The organism is Saccharicrinis aurantiacus (genome assembly GCF_947489045.1).
Classification (GTDB): domain Bacteria; phylum Bacteroidota; class Bacteroidia; order Bacteroidales; family Marinilabiliaceae; genus Saccharicrinis; species Saccharicrinis aurantiacus.
The window spans coordinates 1-18,974 of the sequence record NZ_CANLCN010000003.1; the positions used below are offsets into that span (position 1 = coordinate 1).

Sequence of the window (18,974 nt, forward strand, 5' to 3'; positions counted from 1 at the left end):
AAGTTCACAGGTTCACAAGTTCACAGGTTCACAAGTTCACAGGTTCACAAGTTCACAGGTTCACAAGTTCACAGGTTCACAAGTTCACAGGTTTTAGTTAAATTAGATTTCAAAATATGCAGAATTTCTATAATCAATGTTTTCTTCAATATGAACATATCCAAGTTGGTTAGTAACTAGTTTTGTTTTACCAATTAGCTTCTCTTCCATATTGAAGTGGTGATGGCCATAAATCCAATAATCAGCATTCCAAGATTCTATTAATGATTGTTGCTCAGATACAAAAGCGCCACTAATTTCAGATGTTTTGTATCGTTCCGGATTGCATAATTATGTTGGTATATGATGGCTTACAATTACTTTTTTATTCAAATTTGATGAAGAAATTGCAGATTCAATAAACTGTAAGCTTTCTTTATGTAAGTGATTAAATATTTTTGATTCGAGCTTTTTGCCTCGATACTTTATTTTATGAAAATCACTAACTCCATTTTCTATTAGCAAAGTTTTTGAGTCTGGAATTTCTGACCATAAAGTGGTGCAAATTAAATCTACATCATCAATGTGAATCATTTTATTATTAACAATAAATACATTTTCTCTTATGGCTTCATAAACTGGATTATCTAATACTCTCAGGTCTTTACCTGAATAGAATTCATGATTGCCTGGTATATAATAAACTGCTTTAAATTGCTCAGAAACATAGTTGAAGAATGCGTGTTTAAAATGCTTTTTACCCCAATAGGTAATATCTCCTGCCATTATTAGAATGTCACCCTTTGGTTCAATTGGATTCTTTTCTAAGTAGAGTCTATTTTGTACAAATTCAAGGTGTATATCGGAGCAATACTGAATAAGCATAAGGGAAAAAAGTTTTGTTAAGTCTTAAACTTACTCATTATTTGCTAATGATTTATTACTTTTGAGGCTGAAATATTAGAAATTATTTGCGTTACTGACGCTTCTCGCTAAACAAAACGACCAATTTTATAAGCACGAGAAGATAGGAAGTGAACGCACTCTATATGGGTGTGTTCCTTCTGCTATTATTAAATGCTTGGGTGCTTGGTCGTACCTGTTTAGTTTAATATAGTGGAGGTTCACACCCGCCTTGTTTTTGGTGGCTTGTGAGCCAAATAAACGAGCCTATGAATAAGTACCCTCTTGTTGAACCACAGATCAATGATTACTTGAAAAATCTTACAAAGGATAGTATTCAAGAAGTTGTTGAGTTATTTCATGGAAAAGGACTTAAGATAAATGAGATCATTGAGCAGTTTAGTCTTGAAAAGATTCCTGGAAATACATTTGTAAAAAAACTACCTCCAATTCAGTGTTATGATATTATTTGTCCCGACTGTCAGGTAGTATCATGGATTGATAATCTATCTCGGCAAGCTAAATCGAAGCCATATTGTCCTCGATGTAAAGAGGTATTGATATGTGATTTTGATCCTATATTACATCAAAGAAAACTGGCTATACAAAAAGAACATGAAATCTGGGAAAGAAAAATGAATCCAGATTATTATGATCATGAAATTAATATCTCTAGATCTCAGTTTGAGAAATTAACTCTTTTTCAGAAAGTATTTTTAGGTAGTATAGTACAAGCTATAATTGAAGATGATTTATCCACAGTAAAAGGTAAATTATTAAAGGAGTTTAAAATATTTCCTATTGGTGCAATACTAAACAATAACTTAAGCGACTTAGGGATATCGGAAAGTCTGGATTATACTGATTATAAATACAACATTGATATTTCTGTTACAAAGGAATTACTGAATTGCAACAATAAACTAGAAGCTAGTTTAAAAGAGCAATTTAATTTATGGAAAGAAATCGCAATGGCTGAGTCCAAAGAGTATTTAATTGGTGAAATGCAGCATAATAGTTTTCGTTACCACCACGACAATAAGTTTAACGAGATTTTTAATAATCTACTTCAAGAACATTCAGTATCTCAAACTTTTCACCTTATAAATAAATCCGTAACAGATGCATGTAAGCTTTATGCTCAAAAAGGGAATCGATATTTAGCCGAAAATTCAATTATTGGAGCATGTTCAAGAATGGCTGACTATTATCCTACACGAGGATGGCCTATTGTAAGATATGAACGCAGATGGAATTTTCAATCATTGATGAGCCAATACTTTTTTAATAAGCTCTTGAAAATTGGGAATGAGGGATTTAATCACCCTCCTTCATTGGAGTTCTTAATCAATAAAAAATTATTAAATGAGTAAACATATAGTAAAACTGATACGAAACACTAAAGGTGAGTACATCTTGCCATTGCCTGAAGAAATGGTTCAGAAATATGATTTAAGTGTAGGAGGTGCGATGGAGATTCTTGCTAAAGAAAATGGTGAATACATTCTTAGGCCCATTGAAAGAAGACCCACACTAAACAAGTTGTTGAAGGGTATAAATAAGCAGAATATGCATGGAGAAATCGATTTTGGTGATTCTGTAGGAGATGAAATTATTTAATTATCAACTTATTGCTTAATAACTTTATCATTTTATAAACCTATATTTCTATAGATATATAACCTTATAGGTTTATTATATCTATAGAAATATAGAGTTGATATATATCCAACTTTCTCGATGTATTTATATAAATACATACTCTTATAATGTAAAATATAATTCACAATAATTACTATATTTGTAAAATATATTTATCATTATGCCTAAGAAGAATATTGTAATACTCCCAAAAACTAGAAGAATTCTTACTGAACTAGGAGAAAATATTAAACTCGCTCGTTTACGTAGAAATCTTAGTGCTGAACAAGTATCGGAACGTGCAAATATAAGTCGTCCTACCTTAGTCTCAATAGAAAAAGGTGCCGCTACAGTGAGTCTAGGCTCATACTTATTAGTATTGCAGGTTCTAGGACTTGAAAAGGATTTATTACTCCTTGCAAAAGATGATGTATTAGGACGCAAGTTACAAGATGCTGATATAGCTTTAAAAGGTAGGGCATCTAAAAGAGTTAAGAAGTGATGAGCAAAAAGACAAAACGATCTATTACCGTATATGCAGATTGGGGAACTATGGAATGCCCAATGGTATTAGGCACATTATATTCTAGCAGATTAAAAGGTAAAGAAATATTTTCGTTCGAATATGATAAGGATTGGTTGAGAAACAATAATTCTCTACTCTTAGATCCCCAATTACAGTTATATTCAGGTCTCCATTTCCATAGTGATGTTGAGCTGAACTTTGGAATATTCTTAGACTCTTCTCCTGATAGGTGGGGACGAATTTTAATGAGAAGAAGAGAAGCTGCTATAGCTAGAATTGAAAAAAGAGAACCCGCAAAACTGTTTGAAACAGATTATCTACTTGGCGTATACGATGGCCATAGAATGGGTGGATTGAGGTTTAAAATAGATAATAATGACGCCTTTCTAAATGATAATAAGTCTATGGCTAGTCCCCCGTGGGCTTCTCTTAAAGAGTTAGAATACGCAAGCTTAAAAATAGAAGAAGATGATGTAATTGATGATCCGGAATACTTAAAGTGGTTGGGAATGTTAATTGCACCAGGTGCTTCTCTTGGTGGTGCTAGACCAAAGGCTAGTATTATTGATGATAATGGCCATTTATGGATAGCAAAATTTCCTAGTAGAAATGATCAGGGTGATATTGGTGCTTGGGAAATGGTTACTTATGAATTAGCGATTACTGCAGGTATAGTAATGTCTGAAAGTATGGTGAGAAAATACTCATCTAGCTATTATACATTTCTAACAAAGAGATTTGATAGAACAGCTGAAGGAGGTCGTATTCATTTTGCTTCTGCTATGACAATGCTAGGCTATAATGATGGTCAAGATCATAATGATGGAGCAAGCTACCTAGAACTTGTTGAGTTTATACAAAATCAAGGTGCGAATATAGCGAATGATTTAGAGCAACTTTGGAGAAGAATAGTGTTTAGTATTTGTGTCTCAAATACAGATGATCATCTGAGAAATCATGGTTTCTTATTAACTGAAAAGGGCTGGATACTCTCACCTGCTTACGATATTAACCCTGTTGAGACTGGTACTGGATTGAAATTAAACATTTCTGATGATGACAATTCTTTAGATTTTGATTTAGCCCTTGAGGTTTCACAATTCTTCCGATTAACGGATGAACGAGCTAATGAGATATTACAAGAAGTAAAATCTGCTATTTCTCAATGGAGAGCTATTGCAACCAAATATAATATCTCAAGAAATGAACAGGAACTAAAGGCAATGGCCTTTAAGGATAATTACATGTAAAGCACAGTTCTTTCGTCTCGATAGAACGATACAAGGCTATTCTCTATTATTCGTTATTTAATTTACTGTATAATTTGTTAACCTACGCTTGCACAATTGTTCTCAGCATTGTTTTACGATTGCGGATATCAATAATACGTAATTCAGTGGCAGTTTTTAGTTCGAATAACAACAAGGGAAATCCGTTAGTGTAGATGACTAAATCGGATATACGGCTTTCTTTGGTTTCAATTTTTAGTTGATCAACTACTATAAACGCGTTATAACTGGGGGTATAAAAATAGATAAGGTGAATGAGCAGAGCTTTCTAGTCGTGCTTTTCTCTTTTAAAGATGAAATCATTTGCCACCATCCATTTCATTATCTTTTTGTTGCTCTTGTATAGGTAACCAACAATGAGCTCAATTTCGGGAGAGGTGATATAATCAGAAGCATAATGCTTTGCTAAAAAGCTTTTTAAATCAGCTTTTATCACGCACCTTGACGCTTGCGCGCTCAATAGTCCTGCCAGAAAGGTATTGTGTAATTTTGTTTTTTTAAGAACGGAATAAGAGCTTGTTCTAATCTTGCTTCGGTATATTTTATTTGTTTATTATTATAATTCCCTTTAAACTAATGAAATAGAAATAAGGAACATTTCGATTTTTTGACGTAATCTTATTAATCAAAAATAAACTTATCAATTTTCTTTTTTGCAGAAGCCATATCATAGCTTACCACAACTGTTTCATAGAACTTTTTTCTGATATGCTCAATTGACATATAGAGAAATTCTACATCTTTAAATTTATTTTTATTTTCGTCAATAAAATTGACCAAACTATCAATCAATAGATTAAAGTTATTCTCAGACACTAAAGCTAGTGCCTCAAAAGCATCAATCACAAAACGTCTCAGGTTATCAAATTCAGAACCTCCTAATAACTTTTCTTCAAATATGAAAAACTGTGAAACTTGAGCACTTAACGGACCCTGCATCACTGCTGTAATAGACCTCTCGAGTTCATTAACTTCAGAAGAACCCAATCTTGGTATTAAATTGCAGGTGCATTTATGATAGATCTTGAAAGTTTAGCTCTTGGATTTTACGTATGTTGTTCATAGTTTATTAAAGTATAGGAGATTATTTAATGTTTGGATTTACCTATTTAATGAGGCTCAACATAGAAATAATGTATGGATATACCATACTGTATGATGATGCCATTGGGTGTGGTAATACCATAAACACTGGTATTACTTTACTGTATGGTATTGTTTTGGAAAAAGCAAAATAGAAGGTGTGATGGACTAGAAATCACTATAATATACTTTACCATATTAACCATATACAATGGTAATGTCATTAGATGTGGTAGGTATGGTAATACAGTTATGCTTTAGAAGTGTAAATATGTTTTGCAGCATCCAAATTTGGGTATAGCTCTAGGTAGTTCTTGAGAGCTTCTTCAATAACATCGCCTATAGAACGTCTTTCGTAAAAGGATATGGCTTTAATAGATTCTAAGTCCATATTGTTATAGTAATAAGTAGCTTTTACTTTTGATTGCTTTGTAGCCTGATGATCTTTTACTTCATCAGTTTTGATGTTTCGTTTACTGTTTTGTATTAACGAATCCATCCCGTATGTAAAATTTTTCTTTGTCATAGTTACTTATTTAACTTGTTAATTAACTCTTTTGAAAGATTCATATAATCAATTGCTCCGTTAGATTTTGGAGCATATTCAAATATTGATTTCCCAAAGGATGGTGCTTCAGCAAGGCTTATATTCTCCCGAATTACAGTATCGAATAACTTATTGCCGAAATGGGATTGAATAACTTCAGCAGTATTTTGGTGAAGTACTTTTCTAGTAGAAAACTGAGAAAGAACAAAACCACCTAATTCTAATTGTGGATTGATTCTACGCTTTACTTTTTCTGCTACCTCTAGCAATTTAGAAACACCTTGAACGCTTAAATGGTGGGGTAGAAGAGGCACTATATAATAATTTGAAGCTACAAGGGCATTTATAGAGATAAGACCTAAATTAGGACTACAATCAAGTAATATAAAATCAAATTGTTCTTTTATAGGTTCTAAAATTTCACCTAATATTTGTTCTTTTCCAACCTCATTAAGTTCTAACTCTAATGAGTTTACATTTAATGATGAAGGCAGTAAAAATAGATTTTCGTTAATAGGTGTAATAACTATATCCTCTCCCTTAAAAACTGAATAGCTTGTTACTTCTGCATTATTAATTCCTAATGATGCAGAAGCATTACACTGCCCATCTAAGTCAATTAAAAGTACTTTAAAGTTCTTGCTACTCAAAGCTGCAGCGAGGCATACGGCAGTAGTTGTTTTACCTACACCTCCTTTTTGGTTAATAAATGAAATAATTGCCATACTAAAATTTGTTTCTAGGGTTTCGTTTACGTTTTTTTAATTTATTTTCTTCTATATAATTAGTGCCATTATTTGATGCACTAACTGAAGAAGCATCTATTATAGGTGCTTTATTATTATCTATTTTGCTTGCAATATTTACCTCTGGCCTATTTTGATGACTATATTCTCTCTCTTGTGTTTTTGTGAACGATAATACATACTGTGTACTATCATCAGGAATATTATTGGCAGTGATGCTTTTATTCAAACTATTGACACCTGCGTACATATTGCCATCGTATTTGTTAGCTTGTGCCTTATTCATTATTGAATAAATATCGAGTTTGTTATTCTCGGGCAAGCGTTTATTTATGATAAGGGATGACCTATATAACCGGTCTACTTTATAATCTTGGGGAAGCTGATGATAGGGAACATTAATGAATTTTGAATAACTCAATATCTGATTTGTTAAATCCTTATCTTGCGGCTTATATCCTTCTTTGATTTTTAAATTGAGGTTTAATAGACTTTTGTATACATCGCCATTATAATTATTAGATGCTGCGGATTGTAAAACCTGTTTAGAATCAATAATAAACCGCTTCTCCTTAGCTCCTCCATATTGCATAAAGTTGATTAGCGTGTTTAGCTTCTGTTCCTTTTCAGGTATTGATAATAAATCGTACTTTAACAAAGATTGTTTTTTGTCGCTTGCAGATATTAGGGCTTTATTTCTTTCAAGTCTATTATCAGTCTTGGATATGGTATTTAAATATCGGTAACTTTCTTCAATAGGCCTGTTGTAGCAAAAATAATTATCAAAAGCCTTTTCTGTCCTATTCTTAAAATTATCTCTAGAAAAACCACCTTTCACAGCACCTTCTTTAGTTGCAATGTGTTTTGTTATAGGAGATACTTTTCTTTTGTTATCTGAGGTTTTACGACCAACAATAAAGTGAATGTGGGTATTAAGTCCTGGTTTTATATCGCCAGATTTAACATTCCCATTTATAACCTCTTTGTCGCTTCCTTTATAATATCTATTAGATTCAAGCTTAGCAAACCATCTTATGTCAGAACTTGACAAACCCTTATTAAAATTCTTAGCATACTCTTCAAATACTCGTTTACTATATTCTTTAAGGGATTTTTCATTGTTCTTGCAAAAGCTTAATTCCTTCTCTGAAAAATTTATTGAACCTGTATAATATCTATAATCTCCTTTTGCAACACCTTTTTGTTCAAAATCAATATTTTCTTGCACCATGTAATCTGGTATATATTCATCTTTTTCGTTATACCAGAATTCTTTATCTAGACCTTTAGCTTTGTCCTCTTTACTCATATACTCTAAAAATCCTGTTACAGAACCTGCATTTGAAGAAGAAGGTGTATCAAACTTAATGTATGGCATCAGATGTATTTTTCACATTATTAAATTTGGCAATATCTTCTTTTTTAAAACCTACACCCATTAATGACTTATTACTGAAAGACTGATAAAATATTTGCATCATTTTCATTAACTGATCAACTTCAATTTTTAGTTCATTAAGAGATTTCTGATTTAATTCTTCTAAATTGATATTACCCTTAATCTTTTGAAATATAATTTCCTGATTTTCAATATTGACATCAATCATATTGCTTATGGATGAACTCAAATCTGAAAAATCCTTTTTTGTAACCGTGTTGCTTAACTGACCCTCCAACTTTCTTGATATGATAGTCATATGATCTAACAAGGGGTTTAGCTTTTTACTTTCGTTGGTTTTAATAAACTGGATAACTTGATCTACACGTTTAGTTAATTTTGCTATTTCCTCTCTAGGCGAAAAGATTTCGTCTGCTGGATTTATTCCTGTCTTCTTGAAATATTGGATTGCATGATTTATAAACTCAACTTGCTTTAAACCGTGTTTAGTCGCAAGTCTTTTTAGGGCAGCTCGTTCTTGGCTACCAATATTAGTTGTTGTTACTGTATGTGCCATAAAATACACCTAAATATTTTTTAATTAGTTAATAATGAGTAAACTATATATCCATTTAATGTCACTATTGAGTTGAGTAATATATATTGTCTTTCGTAATAGTCTCAATTATAAAACTTTATGAAATAAAGCCATATTAAAAACAGAAAATCTTCTGTTCCGGCTAGCTATTTACTCTTACCTTTAGTATAGATTTCAAAGTACTCTATACTATTCCTTTTTATATCCTTACCATTTTTACTTAGGTTAAACTCTAAACTCTTGAGTTCACAGAAATCCTTTAGGTATTTTTTAAACGATGTAGGTTTAAATTTTCGCCTTTCAAATTCAGATAAAGACTGCATAAAAAGATTGTACAAATCTTGCCTTCTTACTTCTTTATTGATAAAATCTAGGTAATTTTCTTCAGCCCATTCAAGAAAGGATTCATGTATAGATGTTCTTAATTGATTACGCCTAATATTATGTTTTGGAGCCTCTATTAATCCGAATTTCAGATAGGCTTTTATACATTGTGCCGCGACATTGTAAAATCGGTTTCGTTGTTCCCAACTCCAATTATATGAAAAAAGTTCTTCCCCAAAATCATCAATAGGGCTTCTGTGTTTTCCGTAGTAATCTGAGAATGTTATGTAACGAATACGTCTATCATCTGAATTTCCATTACTCAATATCAAATAGTTTGTCGTCAAATAGAATTTTATAGATCGGTTCTTATCTACAATTCTCACATCTTGGAACTTTTTATTGATATCTATTTGTCCAGTTACCCAGGAGTATAATCTGTCAAATGGAAAATTCTTACTGGCATCATCAAAAAATATGAGTTTCGTGTCATTTTCTATACCACTTAAAAGATGCTTATCATCCAATAGGTTCTTTTGTCTAGCAGATCTATAATAAGTTGGAAGAATCTCCATTAAGGCATTTCCAAATAATGATTTACCAGTTCCTCCTTGTGCTTCATTTTTACTACGCTCAATATGGTCTGTTGCAGTAATAGCCGTTCTAACACTTTCTTCTTTATGAGTGTGAAGCAAATAACCTAAAGCAGTAACCTTATTAATAAAATGCGTATTAATCTCTTGTTTTTCTTCTTTAGTAAGCGACTTGCCATCCTTTCTCCAATATACATTAGATGTATTATATATAAAATCTAAGAAGTGACAATATCCTCTCTTATATGAATTTAAATACCCATCATTATTTATCTCAAAATATTTTTCTTCGAGTATAGGAAACCAATCTATTGTACTTGTTTCCCATACATATGAATCGAATTGCTTATAAGAAATAGCTTTTATATCATTGTGAGAGATCCGCCATATTACGCCATTAAAAAATAGATTTTCAACATTCTTTTCTGACCTAAATTCGTTCAAACTTCTTTTTTGCTCAATGTTTGATAAAGTGGTGTCACAGAAATAAAAGTTAGAACCCTTATAGAGCTTTTCTAACTCTAATTCTAAGTTCCGTTTTTTCATTTCACTGAATATGGTATTCTTTATTTGTTCGGACTTTATAATTTGAATTAATACCCCATTCTTAATCCTTATAAATACCGATTTACCATCAGAGTTATACCTATATATCTTTGCATTACTAATAGCAGAGTATAAACTCGTCAAACTTACGGTTAACTTACTCTCTGTGGATATTACAATATTATCAGTCTCAATTATTAAATTATCTGAAGCGATAATATTATCAATCAAAACATCGAATGTTTGCCAGTTTTGAACTCTCCATTTCTCAACCTTCACATCTCTTTTGCCGTTAAAAGATGATAAGTCTATAGGTTTAATAAATGGGTACGCTTCTAATAGTTTATTGATATTTTTTAAATTATTTTCATCTGTAATAACTAAAAGATGCTTACATCTAGCTTTAAGTCTACTAATAACTTCGCTTATATTACTAATACAAGCAAAATCAAGGTAAATAGATGAATATTTTTTGGCAAGTAATGCTGTGCACCGCTCTTTTGATGTAGATATAATTAATTCATTAGTAAAGTTAGGTATTAAGTCTAATTGGGTTAAGAAACTATTCTTACAAATAGAAGTAGCATTATTCCCATTAATCTTTTTATTAGGCTCTAATAAACTAACTGGATCATTAGTTAGTAGAGCCATATTAATTTCCTTTATTAAAATATAGATCAATGGATGAGTTTAATACCCATTTTTTATCTATAGTAGTTTTAATAAGGCCTTTTTCAATAAGTTTTACAAGAGTATTATTGCATATTCCCAATCTACTCTTTGCTTGAGTTCTTGTTAATAATTTCTCCTCCTTAGATTCCTCTTTTTCTTTTATGCGCCAAAATTTTCGCAATACATCTAAAATTATTTCTTCCAGATCATACCTAGGTACGGTTACTACTTCTACTTTTTGTTTTTCCATATCAATAATTGTTATATTTGAATGTATTTGAATTCACATATGTTCACATGCTTGACATTGTACTTTGAATATTCAAATATTGATAATTTTATTATCATAAAAAAGAATTTTCTTAAATTATTTTTCAGTGAATTATAAAGAATTAGCAGCCACAATCAAACAAAAAGCTAAGAGTCAAAGGGTTAGTGCGGTGAAGTTAGCAGAAACCGCTGGTATGTCTAGAACTGGACTATATAATGCTTTAGATAATCCTGAGGTAATGAAATTTGGTTCTGTGGTTAAACTGTGTAGTTTCCTCAATATAGATCTAACAGATTTTACAAGTTCTAGTATTAAAGCAGATAGTTTCTCTAGTTTTATTGATTATTCAGAAGTTCTATTGATAGTGGATTACTTTAAATCCTACCAATTATCTATAAGAGATATTTGTTTATTTTTAAATGTAACAGAGGAAGAACTAAGTCGTCTTATTAATTATCAATCTATAAGTACACAACAAATTATAGGATTATGTTCTTTTTACAAATTACCATATGAGGTATTTTTTAAGAATCAGTTCAGATCTAAATTTAAAGATATTAAGCTACAGGAATTTATTGATTTTAGGGAGATTGTTCTTAAATCTCAAAGCATAAAAGATTATAATACAGAAATACTACCTGCGAAGATTCAAATTTTAAAAATTCTAAACCGTATAAATGATCAAGCTTACAAATTAGATTCATCTCTAACTGAATACATGGAGTTATTTAATGAATTTGGAAGCGTAATTAACTTTCCGGTTCATATTATTAATGATAGTGTAAATAGCCCTTTGGTTTTCATATCTAACTATCCAAATCATAATGTTCCTCTTCAAACTAAAATAGAAGACGTAACTAAGAAAGTTTACACAAACATGCTAGGTGACGATCAGAGTATGTTGGATAAAATAGTATGGGTTGAAATTACTTATTTCTCAGAAAACTCATTAAATGTATCATTTGTTAAATTCAACAATCAAGAAGAATTTATTAATCCAAAATGGCTCACTGTAAGAGGTGCTAATGATAATAAAATTACTGTTGATGAAATAGAACTTAAATCTTTCATTAACCTAAAATAACTTTTTTCCCTTATGCCTAAAGCTTATAAAAGGCATAAGGGAAAAAACAATATTGAACTGAACTTATATATGTACTAAATTTGAACTGTTGTAAAGTGTTGATCTTTAACTTAATTATAGAATGTAGTACAGAAGTACTATTTATTGATATAATAAGTACTATATACAATGTTATAATTGATAGAGTTGTTTTACAATTGTTTGTACAGATAGCCTAAAAAAGTGAATTAAAAGACTGAAAATAAATGAGATATTGGACCAGGGTTCGAAACCCTGCATCTCCACAAAAACCCTTCAAAACTTCTTGTTTTGAAGGGTTTTGTTTTTATTCCTTTTTTATTTTTTAAAAGAGATAGGATGAATACTTTACTTCACTAATTCCAACTTTACTTTTTGTCGGATATCGGCAGAAGAACTACCTATCCAAATTTCAAATTCTCCTGCTTCGGTAATCCATTTGTTTTCGTTTTCGCTGAAGAAAGAGAAAGACTCAGGAGCTAATTCTATGTCAATCACTTTTGTTTCATTGGGTGCTAATTGTACTTTTTTAAATGCTTTTAATTCCTTTAGTGGACGAGGTTCGCTCGATTTTTTATCTTGTACATAAACTTGAACTACTTCTTTACCAGCTATAGTTCCAATATTACTCAAGGGTACTTTAAGCTTAACAACTTCGCCTATTTTAGCTTTTGCTGATAAATTAGGTTTACCGTAATTGAATTGTGAATAGCTTAAGCCATGACCAAAAGGAAATGCGGGTTCTTTTTTATACTCATCAAAAAATCTGTAGCCCACATAAATGCCTTCATCGTAAGAAATAGTTTCCTTGTTAGAATACCATTTATCAGGGAATTGCGAAACTGATTTAGGTATAGAAACTGTAAGTTTAGCCGAAGGATTAACGTCTCCAAAGAGTATGCTTGCCAATGCGTTTCCACCTTCTTGTCCTGGGAAACCTGCGTATAAGATTGCTGATACATTGTTTTTCCATTGCTCGCAAACTACACCGGCGGTAAAAGTAACCACAACCACATTCTTATTCACTCTGGAGACTTCTTTTATTAACCTTTCTTGTGCAGCTGATAAGGCTAAGCTCTCTGATCTGTTTAGTTTTTCATCGCGGTCTACTGCCTCGCGCTCCAGACTGCCAGATGTTCCAACAGGCATAATTACTACATCTGATTTTTTAGCCAACTCAATTGCTTTATCTAAATAGACATCGTTACCATAATCCCACATTAAGTGCAGTTGGTTGCGCGCTGCTGATTTACGGAACTCTATTTTGATATCGTGATTTCCCTGTTCTAAATAAGCAGAGCCCATAGCATATCTATCCCAGCCAACATCAGGCTTGTATTTGTCAAGCACTAATTTTCCATCAATAAATACCTTGGTAAGTCCCTGTGCTTCCACTTCAAAAGTATATTTTCTGCTTATTGGAGCTTTTAATTTGCCTGTCCACTCTACCGAGAATCCGTCTTCAGAACCATTTTGTTTATCATTGCCTTGTTCTATAATTTCAGGTGTTTTTTGCCAGAAAAAACGAATGTTCTTATCGATTTTTACATTGGGTTTACCATTTAGATTACTGTTGGCATAGTATTTAGCCTCTAGTCCTGGTTTATTATCTGTAGTTGTGAAAAATTCAGGTTGAATAGTTGTACATCCGTGGTCGCCATAACAGCCTGGTTCAAAAGTAACCTCAATTCCTCTAGATGCATTTTTAATTCCGGCAAACGGCGTTATCATTCGTCCTTGCTGTGGAGAAATAGAGGCACTACCTCCTCCTTGTAATAGCTGATAGCTTTTTTGTCCGTTACGGAAATGAGCTCCAAATTCACCATTAGGGCCAATTACAGCAATGCTTTTCACCTTATCTCTGTCAAGTGGAAGAATATCATCTTCATTCTTAAGAAGAACGATCGCTTCTTCTGCCATTTTTCTGGATAGTTCAATTGTTTCGGGTGTTGTCATTTCTTCAGGACGAATTTCGGGTTTAGCATCCATAACTCCAGTAAAATAGCTTACATAAAGAATACGTCTGACTTTCTCGTCTATTTCTGCTTCGCTTATTTCCCCTTGTTTTAGTGCCTTTAGAACATTGGCTGAAGTCAATGTTTTTGGTCTTGGCATCTCTAAATCAAGGCCAGCATTCAGCATCTGTACTGCGTCATCATCAGAGCCAGACCAGTCTGTCATTACAATACCTTTAAAGCCCCATTCATCTTTCAGAATATCTTGAATTAGGTGCTTGTTGGCCGAACTATGGGAGCTGTTTACTGTATTATAACCCGTCATTACACCAAGTACTCCACCATCAATAACAGCCTGTTTATATCCTGGGAGATAAATTTCTCTCAAAGCTCTTTCGCCAACATTAACATCGATATAATTTCTTTCGCGTTCCTGATTGTTACAGATAAAGTGCTTCATTATGGCAAAATTCCCTGGCGACTGAATTCCTTTTACATAAGCCGCAGCAATTTGGCCGTTCAAATAAGGGTCTTCGGTAAAGTATTCCATGCTCCGTCCTCCTCGCAAATCACGAATGATGTTCATTGCAGGTCCTGCGTTCGATTGTCCGCCGGCAGCCTTTAATTCTTTTCCCATTGATGTTGCAACTTCTTGCACCAATTCAGGATTCCATGTGCATGCCATATTAATGGATGATGGGTAATATGTTCCATTTTTCTTAGCATATCTGAGTGCACCAATGCCATAAGGGCCGTGATAAATTTTTATTGGCTCAATACCCAAGCGTTTGTTTTCTTTGGTGCCATCCCATTTGTTTGGGCCGTGTCCGCCAATGCGCATTCCGCTAATGTAATCAACCTTTTCTTCCAAGGTCATTCGCTTAAGCATATGATCCACTTTTGCATCAATTTCACTTGCTGTTTGCTGTGCAGAAACTCCAAAGCAAATGGCAAATGTAAAAGATGCGAAGATCAATTTTTGTAATTTTTTTCTCATTTCATAGAAGTTTGAAGCATTGGGCAGCTTGTTGCTGCCCAATTGCTATGTCTGTTGTTATTCAATAATAATCTCTTCAATCTCCCATGTTCCGTTGTAGGTATTCACAGCAGGTTGAACAGCTACTTGAAGCAGTCTGTCTTTGATATCTTTAAACTGAGAAAGTTTTATTTCGTAAGTTTTAAACTCAGTATCGTTAGCACTGATTGGTATGTTTATCCATTCTTGCTCATCCCAATTAACCGGATTTGCTGCACTGCTCCAGAAGTCTTGCCCCTTATTACGAGTAGCAAGAGAAATCTTCAGTCTATCGGCATAACTTTGGTTACGAATTTTAATAATGACCTTTGTACAGCCATCCATCGGTGTGAAAAGTACAGGCGCACTTGTCAGTAGAGCTTTCGGCTCTGAAATCTTACCAGATAATTTACCATCGTTCATGTAAATGCTGGTTCCATTTAAGGCTTTCCAGCCCATAGTACTGTTCTCAAAATGGAAAGTTCTTCCCGGTCCCGGATAAAATCTATCGCTTTTAGGAATGCGTATTGTACCATCCTCATTAAAGAATACAGGTTTTAAGCTAGCTCCGCGATAGAATGCGCTAATATCGTGGTTTTCTTGCAGCACATATTTCTGACCGTGCCAATCGAAGAAACTGGTATGTCCGCCACTTAAGAAGGCGCCCTCGAAGGTATAGGGGCCATATAAATTATCGGACATCGCATAGCGAGAACCAAAAACCAGATAGTAAATATTATTGCGCTTAAATAGGGTAGGCTTGTCTTCTGAGCGGAATGGCTTGCCATCTTTATATTTTATCTCAACAGCCTTAGGTTCTGTTGTTAGCGACATCATATCTTCGGCCAAAGTTGCCATGTAGTATGTTCCTGCACCAAAACAGATTGTGTAAACGTCATCCTCCTCATATATTTCAGGATCGTATGGGTTTACAGGAACAATATTGGCAGGCAATAATGGTTTGCCTAGAAGGTCTTTATAATCGCCATCAATTTTATCGGCTACAGCCACACCAGTATCGATATGCTGATTGGAGAAGAACCAGTAATACTTGCCGTTGCGTTTTGTGATATCGCCTGCCCAGCAATGCGGAAGATCGCCAATGTAGGTATCCTTTGGTAAAATGCTATTGTGATATTTGTAGTTCTTCAGGTCTGTTGTTGACCATATTTCCCATCTGTCCATTCGGAATTTGTGTGAAGGTTCCCAGCTCTTATCATGGCCACAAATAAACCAAAGCGTATCGTTTTCAACCCATGCATGCGGATCAGCCATGCCGTGTTCCGGCACAATAAGATCTACTTTAATGGCATCAGGATTATAACCTGCAGCAGCATTGGAACGACGTAAAAGCTCATCGCGCATTGCTTTTGCATTTTTAGCAAATGCCTCTTCGTTTCGTTTTTCAACATCGGGAAAGTTTAATCCATTGCTAGCGATATCATTTAAGGATACACCCCAATTACCTAGCAATGTCCAATAGGTTGCACAATCAGAATCATCAACACGGTTTTTATTGAATTTTCCTTCGCGGAAGATTTTACCTAATTTACTTTCTGTAAATAGGTCGTAATACTGAGCACCTTTTTGAGCATTTTCAACGATGCCATATTGGCCAATTCCGCCACATTCGTAAAATTCGAAGCGACCATTTAGCGCCATCTTTTTTATGTAATCGCAAGCAATAGGATCGCCCATGCAATTGTGCGTGCGCTCAGGATTAGCCTCATTACCCACATGAAAGTTTGAAGAAGTCCAGTGACTAATAAACCGAAGTTTATTTAATAAATTAGTACGCTTTTTTTGAATACAGTAACTTACCAAAATGGCTTGTTCGGTTAATGGACCGAAACATAATACGTTTAGTGTTCCTTTGGTTTTTTCTAGTTCTTTGTATAGGGCCTGAATACTTGGGTAATCATTTAAATTATAGTTTTCGTTCCATGCGAAATTTTTGCCTTGTCCTTTAATGGATGACTCCATAAAACGAAACTTACTTTGGTATCCACCGATGTATTTGTTTAAGTTCGGAAGGTCGGCAGCATACGCCTTTCCGTAGGTTTCTTCAGCCCAAAGTTTCATATCTTCGGTATCTTTGTTCCACGGGTGGGTTGTGCTTCCCAACACAATGGCCCGCGTATCAAACTCATTCGACATGAGTATATAGCTGGCTATTGCCGAAATATCATCTGGGTCGTTAATGTTTTTGCCGCCATCGCTAATTAACCAAACAGCAGGCTTTTGTGCATATAGGTTAAATGAAATGGCGAGTAGTAGAAGTAGTAGTAGCTTTTTCATTGTAATGTTATTATTTTTTTAATAGTTGGTAATTAGTGCTTCTTTGATTTAATCTCGAAATAGTCTAAACGCATCAATTCACCCTCTTTACCTTTAAAAACTAAGTACAAGTTTTGCGGTGTTTTAAGTTTAGGCAATGCACAGCTCACATTTACGTATTTGTTCCAAGCGCCTGTAGGTTTAATTTTGCAAGAGGCAAGTAGTTTTCCTCCAGTACTTTCTGAACGCACCTCAATAGTTCCTCCTTTGGGGTGAGCACTTGAAACGCTGAATTCTATCTGAGCGTCATCAGTAATATTATATACTTTGGGATAAAATAAATAGCTTTTATTTGTGATGTTCTGAATCTCAAAACCTGTTGCGCCTTCCTTTTTCAGAAGTTCATCAGAAGCAGCAAAATAGCACTCGGCCTCAATATTTCCCAAACTCGCATCATATCGTGCAACACCTAAATCTACTTTGCCATTTAGTGGTCGCTTAACAACAATTTCTCCATTGTTTTTATAGTGTGCGTAGCATAAAAAGGTATATCTGAAATAGGGAGCTTGCCATGCTCCGGCGGTGTAGTAAGTTTGGTTGTGCCACGTAAAAAAAGTGCCATGGTCGCCGCCAGCTTCAAGTTCCCCTCGGTATTCATACGGGCCATAAAGATTATCAGAGCTTGCGTATTGGCCATGGTGGGCATTTAAATAGTATCTTTCGTTGTGCTTGTGCAGGTAACTGGCATCGCGTTTTATCTTGGTATTGTCAGCCATTACCAAATCACGTGGTTCAGACTTAATGCTAAGCATATCTTCGTTAAGTTCGGCTATTTGGTACGAATTGTTATTCCAACCCGTTTGTCCCCAAATGATATAATGTTTACCATCATCATCTATAAATATGGTTGGGTCGTATTTTTTATTCTTTAAAGGCTTTATATCTTTTGTTAAAACAGGTTTTCCGGTATCGGTATAAGGCCCTCCCGGATGGTCACTAACAGCAACACCAGTGCTAATATTGAAATTACTGAAATAGAAATAGTATTTGCCATTTCGGCTTGCTCCATCGGTAGCAAAACATTTATCTATTTTCTTACCTATGTAGGTGTTTTCAGGATACAAAACAAACTCCTTCTCCCAATGCACCAAATCCTGCGAAGAGTAAATGTTCCAATTGGGCATCATGTAAGTGGTGTTTTTATCGCCAATAATGGTATCGTGACTGGCAAACAAATAGGCCTTATTATTAAAAATATGAATGTGCGGATCGTTTACTCCCGCATCGGGGATGATCCCTTTACCCAAATGGCCGATGTTGTTGTTTGACCCAACATCTATTTTTATATCTTTCTGAGCACTGATTAAGCAAGTACTTAATAGAGCTGATAGGATTAGAATAAAATTTAGAAATTTCATAGTGTATATATTTATTGCATTTACGGCATTTTACCGCTTACAAATGAATGTAAAAGCCTCTGTTTTTGGCTATGGTTATTGACCGGATTCTTTTAATTTTGACCACACAAA

Annotated in this window: 17 protein-coding genes; 5 read left to right on the forward strand and 12 right to left on the reverse strand. The window is 33.8% G+C overall.

Translation table 11 applies throughout. The features are described from left to right. Nucleotides 1–330: 330 nt before the first annotated feature. Nucleotides 331–864, reverse strand: a complete 534-nt coding sequence (locus QMO11_RS04935) for a metallophosphoesterase (RefSeq protein WP_282036288.1) — start codon at nt 862–864, stop codon at nt 331–333. A 287-nt stretch (nt 865–1,151) separates the two neighbouring features. Here QMO11_RS04935 and QMO11_RS04940 point away from each other — a divergent pair, with 287 nt between their 5' ends. From QMO11_RS04940 to QMO11_RS04955, 4 genes are all read left to right on the forward strand, one after another. Further along, nucleotides 1,152–2,255, forward strand: coding sequence for a hypothetical protein (locus QMO11_RS04940; RefSeq protein WP_282036289.1), 1,104 nt, complete (start codon nt 1,152–1,154; stop codon nt 2,253–2,255). Then, entirely contained in the window at nt 2,248–2,502 is a 255-nt protein-coding gene (locus QMO11_RS04945; protein WP_282036290.1) for an AbrB/MazE/SpoVT family DNA-binding domain-containing protein, read from the forward strand. Before QMO11_RS04940 ends, QMO11_RS04945 begins: the two co-directional genes overlap by 8 nt. A 202-nt stretch (nt 2,503–2,704) precedes the next feature. Then, nucleotides 2,705–3,025, forward strand: coding sequence for a helix-turn-helix domain-containing protein (locus tag QMO11_RS04950; RefSeq protein WP_282036291.1), 321 nt, complete (start codon nt 2,705–2,707; stop codon nt 3,023–3,025). Then, a complete protein-coding gene (locus QMO11_RS04955; RefSeq protein ID WP_282036292.1) occupies nt 3,025–4,299 on the forward strand; it encodes a type II toxin-antitoxin system HipA family toxin in 1,275 nt (424 codons plus the stop codon). Before QMO11_RS04950 ends, QMO11_RS04955 begins: the two co-directional genes overlap by 1 nt. An 82-nt stretch (nt 4,300–4,381) precedes the next feature. Here the strand turns inward: QMO11_RS04955 and QMO11_RS21980 are convergent, their stop codons facing one another. From QMO11_RS21980 to QMO11_RS04990, 8 genes are all read right to left on the reverse strand, one after another. Continuing rightward, on the reverse strand, nt 4,382–4,600 hold the full coding sequence (locus tag QMO11_RS21980; protein WP_425595540.1) for a type I restriction endonuclease: 219 nt from the start codon (nt 4,598–4,600) through the stop codon (nt 4,382–4,384). A 359-nt stretch (nt 4,601–4,959) separates the two neighbouring features. Further along, nucleotides 4,960–5,325 carry a hypothetical protein gene (locus QMO11_RS04960; RefSeq protein ID WP_282036293.1) on the reverse strand — a complete coding sequence of 122 codons (366 nt, stop codon included), beginning with the start codon at nt 5,323–5,325 and terminating at the stop codon, nt 4,960–4,962. Nucleotides 5,326–5,671: 346 nt separating this feature from the next. Continuing rightward, the gene (locus QMO11_RS04965; protein ID WP_282036294.1) at nt 5,672–5,947 is read right to left on the reverse strand and encodes a hypothetical protein; all 276 of its coding nucleotides are present in this window, start codon (nt 5,945–5,947) and stop codon (nt 5,672–5,674) included. 2 nt (nt 5,948–5,949) lie between these two features. Then, on the reverse strand, nt 5,950–6,693 hold the full coding sequence (locus tag QMO11_RS04970) for a ParA family protein (protein WP_282036295.1): 744 nt from the start codon (nt 6,691–6,693) through the stop codon (nt 5,950–5,952). A gap of 1 nt (nt 6,694) precedes the next feature. Continuing rightward, nucleotides 6,695–8,092 (reverse strand): DUF5712 family protein, encoded by a 1,398-nt coding sequence (locus tag QMO11_RS04975; RefSeq protein ID WP_282036296.1) that lies wholly within the window; start codon nt 8,090–8,092, stop codon nt 6,695–6,697. Then, the gene (locus tag QMO11_RS04980) at nt 8,079–8,669 is read right to left on the reverse strand and encodes a BfmA/BtgA family mobilization protein (protein WP_282036297.1); all 591 of its coding nucleotides are present in this window, start codon (nt 8,667–8,669) and stop codon (nt 8,079–8,081) included. Before QMO11_RS04980 ends, QMO11_RS04975 begins: the two co-directional genes overlap by 14 nt. A 167-nt stretch (nt 8,670–8,836) precedes the next feature. Further along, nucleotides 8,837–10,804 carry a primase-helicase family protein gene (locus tag QMO11_RS04985; protein ID WP_282036298.1) on the reverse strand — a complete coding sequence of 656 codons (1,968 nt, stop codon included), beginning with the start codon at nt 10,802–10,804 and terminating at the stop codon, nt 8,837–8,839. Between the two features lies 1 nt (nt 10,805). Beyond that, a complete protein-coding gene (locus QMO11_RS04990; protein WP_282036299.1) occupies nt 10,806–11,075 on the reverse strand; it encodes a hypothetical protein in 270 nt (89 codons plus the stop codon). A 190-nt stretch (nt 11,076–11,265) separates the two neighbouring features. Between QMO11_RS04990 and QMO11_RS04995 the strand changes: the two genes are divergently transcribed. Beyond that, the gene (locus QMO11_RS04995) at nt 11,266–12,180 is read left to right on the forward strand and encodes a hypothetical protein (RefSeq protein ID WP_282036300.1); all 915 of its coding nucleotides are present in this window, start codon (nt 11,266–11,268) and stop codon (nt 12,178–12,180) included. A gap of 366 nt (nt 12,181–12,546) precedes the next feature. On the opposite strand, the gene QMO11_RS05000 is transcribed toward QMO11_RS04995, so the two are convergent. From QMO11_RS05000 to QMO11_RS05010, 3 genes are read right to left on the reverse strand one after another with little or no spacing between them, the layout of a single operon-like run. After that, the gene (locus QMO11_RS05000; RefSeq protein WP_282036301.1) at nt 12,547–15,150 is read right to left on the reverse strand and encodes a beta-glucosidase; all 2,604 of its coding nucleotides are present in this window, start codon (nt 15,148–15,150) and stop codon (nt 12,547–12,549) included. Between the two features lie 57 nt (nt 15,151–15,207). Continuing rightward, on the reverse strand, nt 15,208–17,466 hold the full coding sequence (locus QMO11_RS05005; RefSeq protein WP_282036302.1) for a family 43 glycosylhydrolase: 2,259 nt from the start codon (nt 17,464–17,466) through the stop codon (nt 15,208–15,210). Between the two features lie 32 nt (nt 17,467–17,498). After that, on the reverse strand, nt 17,499–18,863 hold the full coding sequence (locus QMO11_RS05010) for a family 43 glycosylhydrolase (protein ID WP_282036303.1): 1,365 nt from the start codon (nt 18,861–18,863) through the stop codon (nt 17,499–17,501). Nucleotides 18,864–18,974 lie beyond the last annotated feature (111 nt).